Below are 21,636 nucleotides of genomic sequence, written 5' to 3'. Positions count from 1 at the left end.
GGTTTAAAAAATGCTTTGCGCTTGTTGAATTGTTTTTACCAAATCAATACCCTCACCTAAAACGCCTTTGAACAAGTCCCCGGTTTCTTTCAGTCGGGCGATGGCGTTATGTATCGTGAAATGGCGCATAGTCAAGCCTGGTTTGACTTCATCCCAATCTAACGGCATAGAAACTGTTGCACCGGGTTTCGGACGCAATGAATAGACGCCAGCAATAGTTGCATCAGGCCGATTCTGTAAAAAATCAAGATACATTTTCCCCTGCCGGTTTTTGACCATACGTTCGAGCGTTGTATATTCAGGTATTTGTTTCTGAACTAAAGTCACAACGATCTTGGCGAACATTTGGCTTTGATCGTAAGAGTATTTGGCACCCATAGGTATATAGATGTGCATGCCCGTTGAGCCGGAAGTCTTTGGATAGGCTTTAACACCAATAGCATCGAGTACTTTTTTAACTTCCAAAGCAGCATTAATAACCTGATCAAAATGTTGTTTGTCCGGATCGAGATCAATAATACAAAAATCCGGGTTCTCGGGCGATTGCACGCGACTGAACCACGGGTTTATTTCAATACAGCCTAAAGATGCCATCCACAACAGACTGGCTTTATTCGTTGCGACCAGGTACTCTTTTTCTTCACCTTTATCATTCGTGTGCGGCATCGTCGCCATACAGTCCGGCACTTTATCTTTTACGTTCTTTTGATAGAAGCTCGGACCGTGAATACCGTTCGGAAAACGGTTAAGCGACATCGGACGGTCTTTAAGATATGGCACCATATACTCGGCAACCTGATCATAATAGTTGAACATATCCCGTTTTGTTATACCATCTTCCGGCCAGTAAACTTTGCTGAGATGGTTAAATGTTAATGGGCAGCCATCAACTTTGACGGTTTGGCTGTCTTTGCTTTCATCAAGAAAACTTTTAGCTACCGGTGCTTTCTTCATACTCTTCTTTTTTGCCACTGGCGTATTATGATCAGTTAAGGTAATCCAAACCGGTGCATGATCGCTACTACCTTTCCAGCCGCGCACGTGTTTATCTACCTCAGCTAGCTGCAAACGGGATGCGACAGCTTTGTTAAGTAAGAAGTGGTCCAAGCGCAACCCGGCATCACGTTCATACGCATTACGCAGATAATCCCAGAATGTGTAGATACGCTCATTGGGGTGCAGGGTGCGGATGGCGTCTGTCCAGCCCTGATCTACCAGCTTTTTATACGCGGTTTTGCTCTCTGGCCGGAACAATGCGTTCGCTACATACTTTTCCGGTTTGTAAGTATCAAGATCGGTAGGCATGACGTTATAATCACCAATTAGGATAGCGGGTAATTCCCGATCAACCAAATTTTCGGCGTGGTCTGCAAGTCGTTGGAACCACCGCAGTTTATACTCGAACTTTGGCCCCGGCCACGGGTTACCGTTTGGGAGGTAGATGCACCCGATCACCAAATCACCGGTAAAAGCTTCAATGTAACGACTATGCGTAAATTCATCATCATCACCGGGCAAATCACGCATCAACTCTTTAATATCTGTTTTAGACAGGATCGCTACTCCATTCCAGCTTTTTTGACCTTGCCATAACGCGTTGTAACCGGCATCCTTTAGTTGCCTTTCAGGAAATTTGTTGTTCTCACATTTCAGCTCCTGCAGGCAAACAATATCCGGGTCGGCTTCTTTAAGCCAACGCAAAAGATTGTCCAGGCGCCCGTTGATGCCGTTAATATTGTACGTGGCAATTTTCATTAAGGTGCGCCTTGCAAGTCCTGGTTCTCCGATTCCTTTTTTTGTTCCTGTTTCGCCGCATCGGTATCGCGCAGGATACCAGTAGCCGCATCTTCGCCCTCTTGTTCAATTGCCTCGTTTACTTCGTTCCCGCTCTCCAGCGTATCACCGATCTCATCGGTTTGTTCTTTTGGTGTTTGTTCCTCGTTCATGGATGGATAACAAATTTACTTTGCTTCAAGTTTTTAAAACTTGTCATGGTCCGCGAAGGTTATTGATATATGGAAGATGTTTTGAGTTATGTAGCACGGCAGATGAACATTAGCCGCGAGAAAGCGAGTGAGCTGACCGGCTTGGCAAATGATGCAGTAGCCGAAGTGCTGGATACCGAGCATCCGTTGGATCATAGTCCGGAGTTTGAGGAAGTGCTGAAACAGGAAGAAGATTTGGTTGATTTAAACGAGATTTCCAAACGCTTGAAGGTACAACTTGCCGAACTATGCACCTGGGTGGAGGATGATCTGATCTTTATCGAATATGGTCGTAATCTGGCAGAAGGTGTTACCGCCGAAGGCCCAACGGCACAGTCGGCGACCGCCAATTTTTATTGTCGCTGGTATAATGATGTGCTGATTAAACATCAGGGTGTTTTATTGAATGACAACTTGCGGCATCTTTATAACGAGGGTGGTGAAACGAGCCTATAGCTTATTAAGCGCTTTCGTGTTTGCCGACTTAATTTTGGGGTCATTCAAGTTTTTGAACAGGTCGCCTTTCTTTTCCAGCCTGGCCAGAGTCGAATCCATGGTGAATTTCGCGGGGTCTAATTTGTCTTTCACTTCTTTCCATTCCAATGGCGTGGAAACCTGCGGATGTTTGTAAGGCCGGACAGCATATACGCAAGCTAGTGTATCAGCATAGTCATTTTGGCTGGGGTCGACAAAGAGCTTGCTGCCACGTTGATCGACGCTGACCTCAGTAGTTGCAATATCGGGAACCATTTTAGCTATCGCTTCGCAAATTTTTTCCGCAAGGGTACGCGCCTTCGCATAATCGAAACCTTCGCATGGCAGGAATAAATGAATACCGGTTTTTCCCGAGGTTTTAACAAAAGCTGTCAGTTTCTTTTCGTCAAAAAATGATTTGGCAGCTTGTGCGACTTTGATCGCTTTACCAAAATCTTCATCGGATGGATCGAGGTCAATACTGATGAATTCGGGTTCCTGCGGATGAGTAGTAGTTGAACTCCAGGGGTTCAGGTCAATGTTCCCTAGGTTAATCAGGTAAAGCAACGCGGCTTCGTTATTGCAAACGGCATAATCAATCTGATCGCGTTTACCCTTCTTTTTATGTCGCCGCTCATCTGAAAAAATATCCAGGTAATCTGGCTGGCGGCCCTCCATATCTTTAATATAAAATCCGGGTGCGTTGGCACCGTCCTGTTTGATATGAAGCGATAAGGGGCGATCTTTCAGGTGTGGCAGGATGTAGGGGCAAATGCTATGGTAATAAGTAATGAGGCGGGCCTTGGTAATTCCACGCCAAAGTTCCTGCTCGATATTACTCATCGTTACCGTATGCCCGCCAAATTCAAAGTCACGTTCCGAATCGATCTTTTTGTTAAGGATCTTTGGCCAGTTACTATCAGGATCAGTTGACACGGCTTGTTTACTTTTTTCTGTGACAGGTGCTTCACCAATTTCTTTTTCTTCTTCGTCAGATAAGGGCACTTCGCGTACCACCTGTTCGGCTTTTTTGTCAAGCCTGAAACCTAAGAAAGTGGCTGGCTTCCGGATCCGCCCGGTCTTCGTCCAGGTCGCAAATTCGAAATTAGCGACCAGTTCGGGTTTAACATAGTGGATTTTTGCCCCTTTAGTATCGAGTATTTTATTGATGAAAGGCGTTTTAGCTATTTCCAGTTTTTCCAGTTGCGCGAGAATTGCAGGCATCTCCTTATCCTTGTAGCCGCCGCCGGAACGCCCTATCCATTCAAATTCGCCTTTACCATTATAGGCCCCAAATAGCAGTGAACGGAAGGAACGTGATTTATCCGATTCGGCCCAGCCGCCGATCACAAATTCCTGCCGTTTGCGGGTCGGTGTTTTCAGCCAGTTGTTATTACGTGCATCCGGCTGGTATTCGCTGTCTTTTCGTTTAGCGACAATACCTTCCAGGTCAAGTTCCAACGCTTGCTGGTATAGTGCTTCCCCATCCTCAAAGGAATCACTAAAGCGTAGTACTTCATTATCAGCAACCAAATCTTTTAGGATCGCTTTCCGATCTATTAGCGGCATGTCCATGAGATTATAGCCGTCCAGCCACAAGATGTCGAACACGCAATAATTGATAGGTGTAGTGTGGCCGTTATAAGTTTGCAGGGCATCGAAGTCCGGCTTCCCCTCTTCATTAAACACCACTACCTCGCCGTCTAATACGGCATTATGGCCGAGCTCTTTTAGGGCTTTCGCCACCGGCGGGTATTTGTGCGTGTAATCGAGTGAACTGCGGGAGTTCATACGGACTTTCTTGTCTTCAATAAAGGAGATAATACGGTAGCCGTCCCACTTTACCTCGAAGATGTAATCGTCGTCAGGCACCACTTCTTTGGTCAGCGTGCAAAGCATCGGTTTTACAGCTTTGGGCATGGCTTTTTTTATGCCCTGCCTGATAAGCTCGGTTAGACTTAGTTGTACGTTTTCGTTTGATTGTTTCTCTTGTTTTGTTGTTTCCTTGTTCTGCGCGCGGTTGCTCTGCCAAACAGCGGCATCATCATTTTTGGCCATCTGCTCAACGGTCAATTTTGATATGACGGATTTGTCTTTCAACAGAATATCTTCTTTGGTAGCGTACTTGTCTTCGGCTTTAATGAGTCGCCACCCCCCTTCGTATTTATCTTCTTTAAATTTGATGAGGATGAAATCCCCTTTCAATTTGTGGCCGTGCAGGGTGATTTTGAGCGCATTTTTATAATAGTTGCTCATCATCCAGTGTTCCTGCTCAGCCTTTGTCTTTAAAGGTTCACCTGCGGCCGGTTCATACCAGCCTTCATCCCAGACAATGACGGTGCCGCCACCATACTGACCTTTCGGTATGCTGCCTTCAAAATCCTTATAATCGTAGGGATGATCCTCAACGGCCATGGCCAGGCGGCGTTCGTCAGCATCCATGGAAGGACCGCGCGGTACAGCCCAACTTTTTAAAACGCCTTTTACTTCCAGGCGGAAATCGTAATGTAAATGGGAAGCAGCGTGTTTCTGGACAACAAAAAGTAACTTGCCCGAATGTGGGTGGCCGCCCTCCGGTTCAGCGGTCTTTTTAAAGTTCCGTTTCTCTTTGTATTTGTCCAGTTCTGCCATAATATCAGTTCAGCACGACTTGCCACTGGTTCAGATCGTTAATCATATAGCCAAGGCCGTCACTCATTTCATGTACTTCCTTTTGATATTTATCACTGAATCTGGTATGCAGTTCACGAACCGGCCCGCCATTCTCCCGTTTAAGAAAGAGCAGCAAAGATGCCATATTTGGCGTGATGTCTTTGAGTTGCTCGGATTCCCCTTCTTTTACAAATGCACTGCTCATAAATTCAAATTGATGCGAAAGCCCCTTTCGGGGCTTTTACGCATTTGTCCTGGCCTAGCTTACTTAAGTTTTTTCTCTACGGCTTTTCGCTGATTGGTGCCAGCTGATTTTTTTGCGGCTTCTACTTCCTTCGTAGACGTTCCTGTTTTCTTTGCCTCGTATTTTAACTCATGTGGTTGTTCCGATACGGAACTTCTTTCCACTTTTGATCCTCTTGTGCTCATAAGTCATGTTTTTAGATGTACTTAATAAACAAGAGGCGCAAAGGATGGTTTTAATCCCTAGATAAACAATTCCAGTAATCGCTATATACTTTATTCCAAAAATGCAGCACAGTGCTAACAGGGCACTATACGGCAACTCAGAGAAAAGCTATTATTACGCAATAAAAGCAATAAACCCGCGGCTAAATTAGTGATATAGCACAACAGGCATGACCGGTAATTCCCTATCTTAGCCAGAGATGACCGACCTCGAACGTTTTAACCTCTACTGGCTTTGCCAGGCCATGACCGTGCCGGTAGCGGACAACAGCCGTTATTGTTATGATGGGCTCACCAGAAAATTCTTTGTTAGCAAGTCCTCTGCTCTACTGGATATGCTCGACTTATCGTTGCCCACGGACGAGGAAGCGGATCTTCGCACACGATTGGAAAGTATTGACTTCGAAGCCTCCGACATCGTCGAAATCCCCCGGCTGAATGTTCAGGATAAGGTTGCCGTTCAACTATTATTTTTATCAAAATTCCCGGGGATCATCCATGAAGAAAAGCTCAGGCTGGCCGCCGAGCAGCAACCGGACAGCGGCGGCTTTGTGCTGGACAAGCTCGAAAAGATGGCCGGCAGTTTGGCCCCAATGCAAGCTTACTGGGAAGATTTCAAGCTCCAAACTATCAGGTATTACCTCGAAAAATATACGGGCATAATCGGCATTATCCTAAAAATGCTTTAATCAACAAAAACCATGAGCAGCTTCAACTTTGCGGCTTATTTCGCCAGTATCAAAAAAAAGACCGGTCAGACACCGCCAAATTTCAAAGCACTCGCTGCGCAAAAACGCCGGAAATAAGGCCATGCAGATCTTTGACTGGCTGAAGGCTGATTTCGGGCTGGGACGTGGCCATGGTATGGCCGTTTACACGTTTTAAAAGAAGGCCTGACGGAATATTAAGCCTTACCAAACTGGAAGCCAACCGATTTTGGCGCTTCATTTTCTACCGCCACTCCCTGGATAAAAAGCTGTTCATCGATCAGTTTATAGCTTAACGCTCCTTCGTCGATCTTGTAATTTTCGGCTTCAAATCGTTCCCTAAGGGGTGCCAATATCGCTTTCCGGTCAAAGGGCGGACTCAGTTTCAGTTGTTCGTTCAATGGTTCGAGCACAATGCCCGTTACCTTATAGGAAAATATTTTTGCGTTCATACACCTACCTTTTAATTAAATATCCAATGATCAGTCCAATTACGATCGCAGCGACCACATAAACCCAATTCACTGCAGGCTTATGCACTACCGCTTCCAACTGCGCCCGGTAAGCCGCGATCTGCTCATTCATCAGCACCAGTTTTTCCTGCTGCAGTTTTTCAGATCCGGTTTTCAGTTCCTCCACGCCCTTGAGCTTATCGTTTAGGTTGTCGATCTGCTTTTGATAATTCGCGCTGAGCTGTGTTTTAACCGATTCAACCAGTTTGGCTTTCGAGTGCGCCGCCTCCTCTACCGTTTGGTTATACGTTTCATTCAGGAAAGTCCCAAACGCCGTTGGCGTGATAAAAGCTTTATCAGCCACCTGCTGTAGCAGGCTCACGTCATCTTTATGCCCGATAGCCGTTACAAACAGCGCGCGCAAACCGATACTTCTTTCAGCGACCGGCAGCTTGTTGAAAATCTCCATCATTTCGCCGCCGCCACGGGATACGGCGATGATGTCAAAGCCAAGAGCATCCAGCCGTTTCATCTCAGCCGTCAATTCGCTTTCCGAGGTTAGGTTCACCCTGAAAAACGTGAGGTCGAAAAAAGCGGCCGACTCTTTCAGCTGGTGCTTGATGTCACTATCGATGATCCCGCTTTTGCCGATGATCACCGCGATCCGGAAACGGTCCTCATTAATGATCCTGCTTTTTATAAAACCGCCTACATCCCGAAATCCGACTGAGGCCTTTGCCTGCAGCAGGGCGATCTTGGCCAGGTCATCTTCCGAATATTTGTTTTGCGTTTGTTCGACCAGGTCAGTGACCGTCAGCTGGATTTGTATGCTGCCCGAACTGTTCATCACCCGCTTGGTGATAAAACCGTTGACCGTGATCGTTTTGTTCGCTTGCAGCTCGCCCCGGATCAGCGCGGGCACGATCAGCGTCAGTTGGGCATCAGAGGATTCATCCCGAAGGGTATCGTAATAGTAGCCGTTGTAAGCGCTGGTTCTCCCCTGCAGGAAAACACCTTTCAGCTGGATCATGCGTTTGCTCTGCGTGATGCTGATCGAGTTGTTAAACAGGTTCAATACCGCTGAAGGTGAATAAATAAGCTGCGCAGGGACTTCTGTTTCCATTCGCTCAAAAATACTAAAAATCTTGGCAGCAGGGCAAATGCTTCGATAATCGCTTATATTCGGTTCACGGAAAAACAGCGGCCGCGCTCTGATTAAATAAAGGGAGAACGACTGGCGATCGTTCTCCCTTCATGTAGTTACGTCCCTTGTAAATTGACGGTTATTATGAATCGTAATATGTCGGCACGATAGATTACTTACCGTATACGTTCCGCATGAATTAAGAAGAACATAAGTTAGATTACAAATCTGCATACTGATGATATTGTACTCTTGAATACCAATTCTGCCGCATTTTAAGCCGTAGTTGCGATTCATCGTCAAAACCCTCGCGGATCATTGTCGCCAAGACTTTGACCAGGTAAGGATATTCTTGCTCCTCGATACCATCCTCCTTGCATTTCTCACGCAAGGTCATTGAAATAATTCCAAACACAAAACTGAAATGTGGCACCAGTTTTAAAATAAAATTACGTGCTTTTATCAGATACGCATCTGTTTTACCCGGAATTTGTGTATCGATAGCAGCATAATCATTACCTTTCACATACATCAAAAGTATAGGTTCCAATTCAGTAATTTTTTCGACCACATCGTTAGTCGTTGATTTTTGGACGTTCAGGCCCAAAGCTTTCATCAGCTGAATCTGCGCACCTTTTGTTGGAAAAAGTCCGGTTATTCTTTGCGGGTCATTATCTAACCAGCTAAAAAGCCAACTGATCCAATCGCTAACGTCGAATGCGAAAAGGGTTTGATAACCGGTTTCGCTTAAACTCTTGCCCAATGCTGAAATAATTTCTGGATCTGCACCCATTTTAAGACTTACAATCTCCGTCCATTTTGAATATATTAGTTCTATTCCTAAAGCGTCCTTTCTTTCTATGAGCTTTTTTACCCGATCTGCAAATCCCTCATCCTTATTTTGTTCCGCCCTGTATGCGGTCAGTGATTTGTTAAATAACACCTCGGCAGCCGCTTCGGACTCGCGATCGGAATTAAGGCGAAAAAGCAAATTACTTTCGTCCGACGATAATTCATCAGCAGTACTTATGCGGTCTAAAAAACGGTCCAAAGGGTCATTGATTTTCAAACATTGATCACCTTTTGAAAAGATGTCATCTTTAAGCTCGTCCCACGTACCTGAATCAACCTTTTTATTTTTATACTTGATGATCTCACCGGGAATAATCATAACTACACCCTGTGCGGCACTGCCCGCCCGTCCCGCTCTACCCGCGGCATTCAGTATTTCATGTGCCTGCATAATTTCTCGATAACCAGTTTCATCATCAAAGCGGTCATACCCTGCAATGATAACGATCTCAGCTGGAAGATTTATGCCTTGAGCCAAGGTGGCAGTTGCAGTCACAGCGTGAACGCCCTGTCGCTCTTTAAAAAAAGATTCATTTAGTCTACGCTCGATTGGGAGCATAAGTCCGTGATGTACTGCAACGGGGCTTTCAGCATTAAAATATGAATATTTTATTGCTCCTAATTCCTGCGTCAACGATTTCAAATCTCGTTCATGCTTTTTCACAAAAGCTTCTGCATTTGGAGTTACCTCGCCAAGCTTATTAGCAATGTCTCTCGCCGTACTTACAGTAATTTTAGGGTTGTCGACGAATACCAGTGTCTTAATACCCTGCTTAACGAAATATGCCGCTAAATCTGCAGCAACCCCGTTACGATTACTTGTTAACTTCCACTTTGGACTGATCGCTAAGGGTACCTTTTCCGGCAGCAACTTTTTAATGAAATAATCAGCATCGTTCTCCGATTCCCAAATGTTTCTTAAACTGAAAATATGTGAGGCTGATGCCTCCATTTGCTTCGCCAATTTGGTCGGCGGACCGCTAGTTGTAGCAGTTCGTTTTGCCGTCACAATTTCGCTTTTCAGCTCGGTAATCTCATCTTCGGGGAAAATCACACAGCCATGTAACTGCCGGGTAGGCTTCCAACTGGAATCAAATCTTTTGCACGGCCTGCCGGTTACTTTTTCTACCCACTTTTGTACTTCCTCCGCGTTTTCTACCATTGCGGATATTAAAAGGTAATCAGCGTCCTGGATCTCGGTAAATAATCTCAATAAGCAAAACATCGCATCCATACTGCGACGTTCCAATTTGTCATCGCGGCCGTTTACTAGGTGGAACTCATCAAACACAACCAAGCCGGTCTCGGAAAATGCTGTACTATCGATACTTAAGCGTGTTAAGCAGCGTTCAGGCGTCATAACCGTAATAATTGGCAACGGTCCTTCTTCCACTTCCGTATATTCTGCGTCCACATCAAAATCAATATTTGCTGTCAATTTGCTGAATAACCGATTAAGATCGCGTTTGACCTGATCTTCAAGAGCGTGAGTCGGTACAAGGTATACGACAGACTTTCCGCTTAACAAAGTGGCTGCTATCTTTAATTCAGATATAGTGGTTTTGCCAGCGCCTGTCGGAAAAGTAAGAACTGCTGATATCCCGGGATTTAAAAAACCTGTATCTATCGCATCGAAATGGTTTTCCCAGAGGTATGGCCGGTCTTTCGCCAATTCACCGAGGAAGTTAGACCACTCTTCAGCATCGATGCCAGTTGGTGCTTGAACATTAACAATTCCGCGGTTAAGCAGGTCTTCCGAAAGTATATCGAGTAATTTGGCCAGATGTAGAGGCCCGGCATAGTAACTTAATAAGCCATCAAGCTCACCTCCATAATTATAAGTGCCGAGGTCAATCACTTGCCGAAAATAATTGGCCGACTGAGCTGAGCGGCTTCCTAGTAGACTAGCAGCCATTTCCTGAATACCGATGAAAAGCTTTTCCCACAGGATATAAAGCGCTGCTCCTTCCCTACCGCCTGTTTGCGTTTCTACCGGTTTTAATTCAAGAATTTGAGTGAGTTTGCCTTGTGCAAGTAGGCAAAGGGAAATTTGTATTTGTCCAGTGATGTGGCTTTCTGTAGACCGGAATACCTTACCGGCAACTTCTGCGGCATCAGCGGGGCTGTTGCCGATTAAAAAAAGGATAATAGCCGAAACAGCCGGAGGGATTTGGTCTTCGGAAAACTCACCCTTAAAAAACGTGTCTAACTGATTATATATCAAGAGCAGCAAGTAATGAGCAGTACCGGCGACGAATGCAACTGAACGAAGTTGGGGGTGATTTTTTCTCAACACCGCCAGCGTTTCCAGGTTGCTAGCAAGTCGACGAAGCAACTTAATGCTTCGCTTTGCATTTTTGGAATGTAAAGGGACCCCGTCGGTCAGCGTTCTTCGAATGGTAACGATACGCGCATAAATCTTGGTGAGCTCTTGAGGTAAACGTTCCGGGTCAATATCTCCTATTTGTGGCGCTGACCTAATAACCTTTTCGGTAATTGTGTTATACATGATTAAGGGCGTTGCGTTTCAAGAAAATCAGAAATTTTTTCACAGAAGTCATCCATCCAACTACGTATATCGGCTTGATAAAAGGTGACACCAATACGCCGCAAGTGATCGCTGCCCTTAACGCAGTTGTCGAACTTTTTAAATAATCTTTTTTTACCCGCTGCGCTCATGTGCGTGGCTTCAGGTGTGATTCCAGCTTTATATTGTCGAAATTTAAACTGATATATATCATTTTCAATCAGATCGTCAATTTCATCATCATTTAGATGATCAATAAGCCCTGTTGTGCGGTTTACAAGCTGGGCGTCGTGAGTACCCTTCTCAAACGCCTCAAAATCAGGCCAAACAAATTTTTTGATGGTCCTACGCGGATTTTCCGTGTATTTGTCTTCGGCAATCACCAGCGCCTCTAACCTATTTTGGGATGTTAGACGCACCCCGAGCCCATCGATGCCGTGCTGCGCCGCGGCATCATGTGGTATTTGACAAAAAAAGTTTGATTTTACGTTCTGCTGCCTTAATGCTATCCAAGTCATCAATTGAAATATCCAACCATCACGTTTATAACGTTCCTCTGGTGTCGCATAAACCAATTTCGCCTGAGCGTCATCAATCATAAGGTCGGTTGAACTGGGGTCTGAGCGGCCTTTCGAAGCCAAAATGCTTTGTACATGACGTTGATGACCCAACAGCAGAAAACCGATATTTTCTGCTAAAACATCTTCATCTGGTATGGTCAGCTCAACCTCGGTAAATAAAGGGCTGTGATCGGTTAAGGTTAATGTAAATGCCATAGAATAGGTTAATCAGGTGAACGAATATCGATAATACAACCGACCCTACCAAATCGAAAACAGGTGTAGAAATAGAATGCTGAACAAGCCGACCGGATATTTTTTCGAAAGTCATCTGAAGATTTTGACGAAAGCTTATGTTTCAAGGATAATACCGGATCTTCAGCGAACTTCTTAACGGCACTTATAAGCAAAACGTAAAATTCTTAATAAATGAACTCGTCGCTGCTTTGAAGGGCGCTTATTATGACAACAAAATTGCCTATATTTGGCTTAACAATTAGAGTAAACTTGCTATTTGCGTCATTCGTAGAGTAAGGAACTTTTTAAAATGTAAATTACTGATAATAAGGACTTAATAGCGAAGGTTCATGACCCTAGCTCTCCGCTCCTAAGATCATAAAAAATGAACAAAACCCTGTAACAATAGTTCACAGGGTTTTTTATTGGCTCAACTGCCCAAAAAATACCAAAAATACTCAGAAGTTCCTGGCAAAATCGTAGTAATTTTTATTTTGAGATAAACTGGCACATATAGTTTAATTAACTAATTGATAATCAAACTATAACCAGTATTACATCTCAATTATCGCTATACGCGCTACTTTCAGCTGTACAATAAGTAGATTATTCTCCCACAGATCAGGCGGTAAAGGATAACAAAAAAGATCTTATACCAACTGGCTAAAAGGGGTATTATGGGCGATACAATTCCTTTTTATAATACAACGCAGTAGCTTCGCCCGCCACCAATGGGTTACATGAAAATCATGCCCTGGCTTTATCACTAATTTAACTACCTTAATTTTACCCTCCCTTTTGTGGATACGCCATACTGCCCTGATACATTAAAGCTTTTTACAGGTATTTTCCCGTACAGCACACTTAAGGATGGCTGCCCATTTTTAAGACTGATCACTCCAAAGCCAGTATTTGCGGAGATAAAACTTTTAAAATCTCCCATCTTTGAGTTAATGTGCAACACCTGGTCAACTGCATCAAAACGCACCCCGGTTAAAGCTTGTAACAAACCATAGCTTGCCATGGCACGCGCATACCAGTGCCCACACTCATACTCATTAAATGGATTCCGAACCCGGCCGTCATAACGATCACGGCAAGTACGTACCACTTCCAGTCCTTCGTTTACTTGCCCCGTCAGGATAAGATGTGATGCTGCCTGATATTCAATACCGGTCCATACTTCATCACTATAAACAAAGGGGATAGACAGTTTACCGCCCTTTGGCCAGGAGCATAACAACAGCCCGCCTTCTTTTCCAATAGCGTAAGTGGGCCTTTGAGGATTCGCATGTTCAGACAGGTCTGTTTTCAGGTTATATTTATGTACCGATGCCAGATGTTGTTTGATCTTTCCTTTATCTAATGCTATATCCAGTCCACACATATCAGCTATCCAGACACCCAGTATCCCGTCTGACAGGCACCCCATGCCATATTGATATTTTGGCCCTTCCTTTTGCAGTAATGCAGTTGCCTCTGCCGAGCGATTTTTCACCGTGGTGGGATCCTGTGCGTTAAGGCCGGTCCACTGTATCTTTTGCACAAAATATTCGCCGTTATACAAGGCGCCTTCCAACACGGCTTTCCCTTTAGCAAACAGGTCCTCATAGTTTCTGGTAGGCTCCTTTAAAAACTTACCCATCGCGGTAATGGCTGTTAATGCTCCCAAGTAAAAAGTAGTGCACATCGGGTCGGCGCCCCAAAATTCAATATCGTATGTATTATGATGAGGCTCTTCCAACACCCCGTGACCGCGGGGATCCCAGGTTTTGATGCAATAGTCCATACTCATTTTTACCTTAGGATAAAGACGTTTGAGCCAGGCATTATCGCCGCTGATACGCCATTCGCGGTAAACTTTCATAATGCCGCCCAATTGCCCGTCGGATGCCGCGTGAAAATTGTGCGCTACCGGGCGTATCGGAATCGAAGTACGAAATTGCTGGTGACCATCACAATTCTGACTTACCTCGAATTCCGTTTCACGCAGTGTTCTTTCCAGCGAGGGGAACAGATGTGAAACCGCCTGAGCATAGTTCCATACGTGTGTGCATGAACCATGGCAGCTCCCCCAGCTATCACCGCAACCCTCCCAGTTCCACATACGGCCATCAATTTGCCGCAAAACGGTGGGCGACTTGAGTATAGTTAAATTGGCGGCCACAGCTTCCAGTACTTCAGAAGGAAGCGAGGAATCATAAAAAGCGTTTTTAAAAATGGTTGAATTTTTATAAAGCTTGGCATAGTTCTGCTGCCAGTAAGCAGCCGTCTCCTGTATATTTTTAAATCTGCCGCTATACCAGGGCTTATGGAATTTATTACCAGGTTCGTTTGTTGGTTTTTCGCAGGGCTGATCATTATTATTGCGTGGCTCATCGCCAATGCGCAGATTTGTTTCTGGAACATACCAGGTCATCAGGAGTTTAATAGTCTTCTTCTCTCCTGCTGATAATATGAAGGGCACATAGAGCGAGGCGCCGGGTGCACCGGCCTCTACAGGCTCATTTTTACGCATATTGGCGGTTTGTACGGTATTCCAGGCCATGGTAAAAGCATCCCACCAATCGCCGCGGAACCAACAATGGTCAACCACAGTACTTTCATTATCTGTAAATATGGCAAATTCGCCGGCTTTTTCGGGAGCTTTCTCCGTTCCATCCTGCGAAAGTATAAAACCATTAGCTATAGGTTTAACCGAATTTCTGGCATCCCTTTGCTGCATAAAATTGCGACTGTTATAAGAGAAAACAGCTTCAATAGTTTTGCCGCTGATATTTTCAAACTCATACTCTAAACTCGCTACCGGCAAGCTGGAATTATCCTCATCAGTTGGTATAAATGGGCTCCAGGCATTGATATTTACTTTCAACGGCATGGAGCTATCTTCAAGGTTTATCATAGCAAAAGGAAACCGGGCGGTAAACCGGGCATCTTTAAAACGCGGCAATCCCCAGGTTTCACCACCGCCTCCCAAGCCAGAATCATGCTGCCCGAATTTCTTCCAGGTCGGGACTGGCCCTTCCAATACTCTTGCTCCCTTATCCATTCCCTTTATAGAGATAGCCGCGAACATACAGGGTTCATTAAATATCTCAGGATTATTCCGTACCGACATGTGTGATATTGCACCTGTGCCCTCAATGCAAAACATACCCGCGCCCATACCACCTAATGGAAAAGCAACACGACTTAGATAATCATTGGTGTATGATTCATTATAAATCCGCTTCCCTTCAGCAGCAGGGCTATTTACAATTGGCAGATGCTGTGTATCTGGCAAGTGAACGGCGTGTGCCTTAGTTCCTGCAAACAAATTGGAGGGCATAGCAGCAACACCTAAAGTGCCTATACCTAAGTTTTTAATAAACTTTCGCCTGTTATTATTCTCTTTCATTATAGTAGGTTTATGAGTTATATACTTGTCATTTAATTTCAACCGGCCAGCTATCTGTACGGAACGGACCAACGGGCAAACCATCTTTACTAAACAAGTTACCAATAGCTGTGTTGCTAAATCCGTAACGCACAGCTAATGGTTGTTTTACCAGGGGGCTCCAAACAATCAATGTGTGTTTTTTCACTATTGCCTTTGCCGGATAAAATACCCTGTCAGTCCCGGCAATAGATATTTCAGCAATGGAATCGCCTTTTATGATCAGGCCGCTATTGGCATCATCAAAAGTTATGATGGCCTTCTCTTTACGAATATTTATATCTTTAAATATCGGATTTTTATAATGGATTCCGGATTGATGATAAGTCTCAGAAAGCGCCCAATTAGCCAATCTTAAGCCAACATCGTGCTTATTGGCCGGGTGCACATTATTTACGTCCGTTACCAGATCCGTGATAACCACCATCCCTGTATTAGGATGCTTCATGCTCTCCGTTTGTGATTCGCGCATTAATGCCCCCACATTGCTTAACTGATATTTAAAGGGAGCTACCTGTACAAAATAAAAGGGAACATTTTTGCTGAATGCTTTGCGCCAGGCATCAATCATTGCTGTAAACAAGCGCGGATAAGTAGCTGCATTGATGGTGTTGTTTTCGCCCTGATACCAGATAACCCCGGCTATAGAAATATTTTTTACAGGAGCGATCATCGCATTATACGCGTAACCTGCCATATTAGGGCATTGATCATTTGCCGCTATTTTAGTGGCGGCTTGTTTTAATATAGGGTCATTATTAATTACGCTATCTGGCGTCCACACCTCGGCTGATGAGCCAGACCAGGCGGCTTCTACTAAGCCAATAGGTACGTTTAATTTACTATTCAATTTCCGGCCAAAAAAGTATGCCACAGCGCTGAATGACCGCAGAGTATTGCTATCACAAACAGCCCATTGCGCGTTACAATCATCCTGCGGTACCTGGGCTGTAGCTTTTGGGATATGAAAGAACCGGATATTGGCATTACTTGCTGTTTTATAGGCTTTTTTAATATCCTGTAAACCCCAGTTACCACTCATCTCCATATTGCTTTGCCCTGAGCATACCCAAACCTCTCCTATCAGCACATTAGTTAAAACTATAGTGTTACGAGCCTTGATGGTAATGATATAAGGTCCGCCGGCAGTTGGGGTACTGATGTTGAGCGCCCAGTTGGCGTTGCCGTTAGGTTTAGTTTCGGGGTAAGTTTTGTTATCCCATGATGTGGTGACGATAATTTTTTCGTAAGGTTCGCCCCAACCCCAGAGTTTTACCTGGCTCTGTTGCTGTAAAACCATATTATTACTCAAAACAGCCGGCAAACGGATATCTGCATGCGCAAAAGCGCTCAAACAAACAAGTATAATCATCATACATGCCAGCTTTATAAATATCTGTCTGTTATTGTTGTTTTTCATGAGATGAGTTTAGTTACCGATATGATATTGGGGATTTACATAACAATAAACCTGGTAAGCCAGTTCGCTCCAGGCACTTTGTTCAGGGAAAGGTTTGCCCGGATATAGCTGCTGCTGGTCAGGTATAAATTTCAACTTAATCCTTATCGCCGGCAATCCTTTGGTTAATCTTGCAGGTATCAGAAATTCGTCGTCCCTGAAACGGCGATTGGAAGTTTGAATATTGTAAACCCGTTTGCTTAACTCACCGGCCGGCCGAGAAACAACACAAGTATTGGCTCCGGCGAGATACCAGGTACCAGCCTTTTGCCATTTTACTTTTTCAGCCTTTTGTCCTTTAACAACCCTGGCTATATATACTTCAGCAGTTTGATTTGGGAAACTGTAGTCAAGCGTACGCCGTAGCAGCGCACCTAAATTATTTGGATTAAGCTTAACAGTAAACTCTGATGTACCGCGAGTATAACGGCCATTTTCCTGATGCGATGGATAGATCTCCTTGCCCATAAATTCCTTGTAACCGGGTTTATTGTTCAGATCATAACCCCAGGCACCGGTCGGATAATGATCGGCCCCCCATTCATAACGGGAATTTATTACCTGCACCGGTGATGCATCTGGTGAATAATAGGCATGCTGCTGTTCGCTTTTGATCTGCCCGATATCCAGGGAGTCAGTTTTTATTAGTGATGGCGCCGGCAGCCCATACCAATAGGTTACAGCTTCATAATGTTCCTGTGATACGTTTTCGTTATGTTCAAAACGGATAAGAGCACGGTTACCAAAAGGCATCATATCGGCCACGAGAAAACGATACGCCGACTGGATCAGGTCCTTTTCATTAACCGCTGTTTTCTTATCTTTCGCTCCGCATGGGTGCCCTGCCAGTGGAAGCGTCATATTCTCTCCACCCCAATAATCGCCTCCCCCGGCCCATTCTTCCGTACCCGTGCCATAAGCCTGCGGCGTTTGACTATCGTCAAAAAAGAAACGGGGATCACCTTCCAGCGTACTCAGATTGGCGTTGTGTGAAAAAATAAAGGACGTCCCCATAAAACTACCCGACCAATCCCGATGCCCTTCTATCCCGCGGGTATCCAGCCAAGTCATATCTTGCCCCAGTTGGGGCTTTGGGAAATCTTTGTACGTGGCATGAAAATAACTACTTTGTTCTTTTTTGATAGTGGCTGGCTCATACCTGATCTCATAGCTTATCCCCGTTTCCGTTGGTGATAACCCTGTCAGCTCCAGTTTTGCGGATTTGAAGAAAGGCATGGGATAATAACAGGCTAGCTCCACCTTTTTATTAACATAATCAAAGTGAATATTGATCGGCAGACCTTTTACAAAATCAGCTTTATTCTCCCGGTTATAAAATGTCCCTGCGCCAAAAAACAAACACAAAGGCGCATCAATCGAAGGATATTTCGCATTATCCCAGGTTATTTTTAACCTCACGCGTTCCAGCGCAATAGCCTGATCAAGTGGCAGTGTGAATTTAAGTGCCCTGATAACTGAATTAGAAGCTTTAATATTGGACAGTAATAATTCATTTTTATCCAATTTAATACTACTACGTAAGGTTGTAATATTTTTTGGAGCGATATCAGTACCGGCCCGGTTGAGCAAATTGATTACGTCCTGATCCGGCACTTTAGCCATATTCCATGAACTAATGGGTTGAGAAAGCCTGGTTTCATCAGCGTACAAATGATAGATGTAATAACCTGTGCCATAAATGGTGCGGGAATAGGCTATTCTCAGCGAATCGCGAAAAGGCATTGGTACCCAGATCAGATCCGCGCCTTTTGTGGTAGCCCAGGTATATGCCAATGGTTCCGGAAAAGCTTTGGCCGGTATAAACTCTGTATGCTTAAACACCTTATCAGCATTTACGGGAGCATCTGTTGCCGTTTCCTTTACTATATTGTCCGTACCATCTATGGTGAAATGCCAGGGGCTGCCATGCCAGTGATTAGCCCTGAAAAAATACAATATACCTTTCCCTTTTACATCGAGGGTTACATTTTCGTCCTCTTTGTTCATAAATAAAAAGTGAGAAGCGTCATAACCACCACCAGCACGATCATAAGTACTTCGCATATAAGCCCGTACACCTATACGCTGCATCGGTAACAGATCCCAGCGCAGATAAGCATCTGCACCTACCGGAATAGCGTTATAAGTTATATCACCTGATTTTTTGTGCCCCGGCTGAGCATGCACCATTAATGTCAATGACATTAACCAGAGCACACCAAAAATCCAATATCTGATGATAGTTGTATCCATAAACTTACTTTACAGCATTCAATAAATGGCCATAACGCCGCACCCTTAATGTTGCCTGCTCTTTATGTGCAGCAAAACCCTCCAGCTCGCACAAACGCATAGCATACTCCCCAATCATCGCACTTGCCTCTTCTGTGCATCGCTGGTAAGTGCAATTTTTCAGGAATTTGCCCACCCATAGACCACCTGTGTATTTGGAGGCCTTCATGGTAGGCAAGGTGTGATTGGTGCCGATAACTTTATCGCCATAAGCCACATTTGTTTCGGGTCCCAGGAACAGCGCCCCATAATTGGTTAATTTGTCCAGGAAAAACCGAGGGTCCTTGGTTAATACCTCCACATGTTCATAAGCCAGTTTATCGGCCTCCAGAACAGCCTCATCTTCATCGGCTACCAAAATAATAATACCATTATCTTCCCAGGCTACTCGCGCAATATCCGCTGTTGGAAGTTTTAGCAACTGCCTTTCAATTTCAATTACAGTTTCCTTTGCTAAGCTCGCAGAAGTGGTGATCAATGCCGCCGGTGAAGTTGGCCCATGTTCGGCCTGGCCTAAAAGATCACAGGCTACCATTTCAGCATCGGCGGTATCATCGGCAATGATCAGTACTTCAGTTGGACCAGCAAACAGATCGATACCTACGCGTCCGTATAACTGGCGCTTAGCCTCGGCCACGTAAGCATTACCTGGGCCAACTATCATATCCACAGGCTGTACAGTAGCCGTACCTACAGCCATGGTTACCAGGGCCTGTACACCACCCACTATATAAATCTCATCGGCACCAGCCATGTGCATGGCGCATACAGTTGCCTGCGGAATTTCGCCATTGATTGGCGGTGTGCAAGCGATCACCCGTTTTACACCGGCTACCTTTGCTGTTAGTACGCTCATATGGGCCGATGCCACCATAGGATACCTACCTCCCGGGATGTAACAGCCTACGCTATTAACCGGAATATTTTTATGCCCCAGAAATACTCCCGGCAACGTTTCTATTTCAAGATCCGAAATAGAGGCTCGTTGTTGTTCGGCAAAAAACCTGATCTGTTTTTGGGCAAACCTGATATCATCTATTACTTGCTGGGGAGTGTTATCTACAATTGTTTTAATCTGCTGCTCACTAAGTCTGAACGATAGAGGCGACCAATGGTCGAGCGTTTCTGAGTACCGCCTCACCGCGCTATCACCATGCTCCTCAATATCATTTATCATTTTTTGTACGGTCTCTTTTACTTTCGTATCTGCATCTTTAATTTCCGATGCACTTCTTCCTCTTTTTAAAACCTCTGCCATTGTTGTGTTATATATATTATTGTTGTTATTCTCCTGAAGGTTTTGTTAAGCTTTGGGTGGTACTTACGGGTACACCAAAATTGGGTGTGCCGTCCGTGTTCCAGGTAAATTTCTGGATCCGCGGACTCCTGGATCCCCCACAACCTAAGCCGCTTTGCGCGTTGGCGTGATAAATAATCCAATCCTCTTTGTTATCTTTTGATTTAAAGAAACCGTTATGCCCGGGACCAAATACATTGTTATCAATGCTCTTACTGAATACCGGCACGGGGCTTTTAGTCCAATCGGCCGGGTTTAGCGGGTCGCCATCAACTTTAAGACTGAGCATACCCAAACCATAATCATCCGTATTGCAACTGCTGCCCGAATAAACCAGGAATACCCGCCCGGCAGCATTTTGCAATACTTCGGGACCTTCGTTAACCGGCGATCCTTTTTTCTCCCAATCGTATTCCGGCATGCAGATCTGCACTTTGGCAGTTTTTAGCGTCCAGGGATTGGCCATTTCGGCTATGTAAATACGCTGGGTAATATCCTGCTTGGAGATCTGTCCGCTCCAGATAAAGTACAGCTTGTTTTTATACTCCAATACAGTACCATCAATGGCAAAAAAATCACCATTAGGATCAAACAGCCTGCCTTTATCGGCCCAGGTGCCATTTAACGGTTCTGCAGATGAGTTTTCAAGTACAAAACAGCGTTGGGTACCCAGATCTGAAGATGCACCGGCAGTATAATATAAATACCATTTACCCTGCAGGTAATGCAGTTCGGGTGCCCATATATTCCTGGAATTGGCTCCGCTTGACGGAGGCGTCCATACTACGGTTGAACTGGCTTTACCCAGTTCGGAAATTGCCGGAGTTTTGGTAATGGAGATATTGGATCCCTGAGTACTCATATAATAAAATGAGTTGCCGCTCTTGATCACCCATGGATCGGCACCGCTACTAACTAACGGGTTTTTAAATGTGGCTATCTTAGCCGGCGGATCAGGTGGTGGTATGTTTTGAGTGTTTTTTTTAGTACATGATAAAATAATAATCACAGGGATTATCAATAATGCCAGTCTTATTAATCTATTGTTTTTAATGACACTGATGATCCTCGTTTTATAATCTGTTTTCATAGGT

Annotated in this window: 17 protein-coding genes; 3 read left to right on the top strand and 14 right to left on the bottom strand. The window is 44.7% G+C overall.

Annotated elements, in window-relative coordinates; genetic code table 11:
• Positions 1-3: 3 nt before the first annotated feature.
• Together ligD (AB6735_RS03520) and AB6735_RS03515 are read right to left on the bottom strand one after the other, a co-directional pair.
• On the bottom strand, positions 4-1,755 hold the full coding sequence (ligD, locus tag AB6735_RS03520) for a non-homologous end-joining DNA ligase (protein WP_370994448.1): 1,752 nt from the start codon (positions 1,753-1,755) through the stop codon (positions 4-6).
• Positions 1,755-1,946 carry a hypothetical protein gene (locus AB6735_RS03515; RefSeq protein ID WP_370994447.1) on the bottom strand — a complete coding sequence of 64 codons (192 nt, stop codon included), beginning with the start codon at positions 1,944-1,946 and terminating at the stop codon, positions 1,755-1,757. The genes ligD (AB6735_RS03520) and AB6735_RS03515 overlap by 1 nt, the downstream gene beginning before the upstream one ends.
• A 69-nt stretch (positions 1,947-2,015) precedes the next feature.
• Here AB6735_RS03515 and AB6735_RS03510 point away from each other — a divergent pair, with 69 nt between their 5' ends.
• Positions 2,016-2,441 carry a hypothetical protein gene (locus AB6735_RS03510; protein WP_370994446.1) on the top strand — a complete coding sequence of 142 codons (426 nt, stop codon included), beginning with the start codon at positions 2,016-2,018 and terminating at the stop codon, positions 2,439-2,441.
• Here the strand turns inward: AB6735_RS03510 and ligD (AB6735_RS03505) are convergent.
• The 3 genes from ligD (AB6735_RS03505) to AB6735_RS03495 are packed head-to-tail and all read right to left on the bottom strand — an operon-like array spanning position 2,436 to position 5,540.
• Positions 2,436-5,090: a DNA ligase D gene (gene ligD / locus AB6735_RS03505; RefSeq protein ID WP_370994445.1), complete on the bottom strand. Its 2,655-nt coding sequence runs from the start codon at positions 5,088-5,090 to the stop codon at positions 2,436-2,438. The genes AB6735_RS03510 and ligD (AB6735_RS03505) overlap by 6 nt on opposite strands.
• Before the next feature lie 4 nt (positions 5,091-5,094).
• A complete protein-coding gene (locus tag AB6735_RS03500) occupies positions 5,095-5,316 on the bottom strand; it encodes a hypothetical protein (RefSeq protein WP_370994444.1) in 222 nt (73 codons plus the stop codon).
• A gap of 59 nt (positions 5,317-5,375) precedes the next feature.
• Positions 5,376-5,540 (bottom strand): DUF3606 domain-containing protein, encoded by a 165-nt coding sequence (locus AB6735_RS03495; RefSeq protein ID WP_370994443.1) that lies wholly within the window; start codon positions 5,538-5,540, stop codon positions 5,376-5,378.
• Between the two features lie 239 nt (positions 5,541-5,779).
• On the opposite strand from AB6735_RS03495, the gene AB6735_RS03490 reads away from it, so the two are divergent.
• Together AB6735_RS03490 and AB6735_RS03485 are read left to right on the top strand one after the other, a co-directional pair.
• Complete coding sequence (locus AB6735_RS03490; RefSeq protein WP_370994442.1) at positions 5,780-6,268, top strand: hypothetical protein; 489 nt, start codon at positions 5,780-5,782, stop codon at positions 6,266-6,268.
• 121 nt (positions 6,269-6,389) lie between these two features.
• Positions 6,390-6,464 carry a DUF4287 domain-containing protein gene (locus AB6735_RS03485; RefSeq protein ID WP_370994575.1) on the top strand — a complete coding sequence of 25 codons (75 nt, stop codon included), beginning with the start codon at positions 6,390-6,392 and terminating at the stop codon, positions 6,462-6,464.
• 19 nt (positions 6,465-6,483) lie between these two features.
• On the opposite strand, the gene AB6735_RS03480 is transcribed toward AB6735_RS03485, so the two are convergent.
• The 9 genes from AB6735_RS03480 to AB6735_RS03440 form a co-directional block, all read right to left on the bottom strand.
• On the bottom strand, positions 6,484-6,738 hold the full coding sequence (locus tag AB6735_RS03480) for a hypothetical protein (protein WP_370994441.1): 255 nt from the start codon (positions 6,736-6,738) through the stop codon (positions 6,484-6,486).
• A 4-nt stretch (positions 6,739-6,742) separates the two neighbouring features.
• Entirely contained in the window at positions 6,743-7,861 is a 1,119-nt protein-coding gene (locus tag AB6735_RS03475) for an exodeoxyribonuclease VII large subunit (RefSeq protein WP_370994440.1), read from the bottom strand.
• A gap of 241 nt (positions 7,862-8,102) precedes the next feature.
• On the bottom strand, positions 8,103-11,243 hold the full coding sequence (locus AB6735_RS03470) for a DEAD/DEAH box helicase (protein ID WP_370994439.1): 3,141 nt from the start codon (positions 11,241-11,243) through the stop codon (positions 8,103-8,105).
• Between the two features lie 2 nt (positions 11,244-11,245).
• Positions 11,246-12,037 (bottom strand): hypothetical protein, encoded by a 792-nt coding sequence (locus AB6735_RS03465; RefSeq protein WP_370994438.1) that lies wholly within the window; start codon positions 12,035-12,037, stop codon positions 11,246-11,248.
• Between the two features lie 796 nt (positions 12,038-12,833).
• Entirely contained in the window at positions 12,834-15,455 is a 2,622-nt protein-coding gene (locus AB6735_RS03460; RefSeq protein ID WP_370994437.1) for a GH116 family glycosyl hydrolase, read from the bottom strand.
• A 28-nt stretch (positions 15,456-15,483) separates the two neighbouring features.
• The gene (locus AB6735_RS03455) at positions 15,484-16,914 is read right to left on the bottom strand and encodes a sialate O-acetylesterase (RefSeq protein WP_370994436.1); all 1,431 of its coding nucleotides are present in this window, start codon (positions 16,912-16,914) and stop codon (positions 15,484-15,486) included.
• Positions 16,915-16,923: 9 nt separating this feature from the next.
• Positions 16,924-19,206, bottom strand: coding sequence for a DUF2961 domain-containing protein (locus tag AB6735_RS03450; RefSeq protein ID WP_370994435.1), 2,283 nt, complete (start codon positions 19,204-19,206; stop codon positions 16,924-16,926).
• Positions 19,207-19,210: 4 nt separating this feature from the next.
• Positions 19,211-20,503 (bottom strand): histidinol dehydrogenase, encoded by a 1,293-nt coding sequence (gene hisD, locus AB6735_RS03445; RefSeq protein WP_370994434.1) that lies wholly within the window; start codon positions 20,501-20,503, stop codon positions 19,211-19,213.
• 25 nt (positions 20,504-20,528) lie between these two features.
• Positions 20,529-21,632 carry a family 43 glycosylhydrolase gene (locus AB6735_RS03440; RefSeq protein WP_370994433.1) on the bottom strand — a complete coding sequence of 368 codons (1,104 nt, stop codon included), beginning with the start codon at positions 21,630-21,632 and terminating at the stop codon, positions 20,529-20,531.
• Positions 21,633-21,636: the final 4 nt, after the last annotated feature.

The sequence above is a fragment of the Mucilaginibacter sp. RCC_168 genome (assembly GCF_041355315.1).
In the GTDB taxonomy this organism is placed as follows: domain Bacteria; phylum Bacteroidota; class Bacteroidia; order Sphingobacteriales; family Sphingobacteriaceae; genus Mucilaginibacter.
Note: the sequence above shows the minus strand (reverse complement) of the source record. Positions and strands in the feature narration are given on the sequence as shown.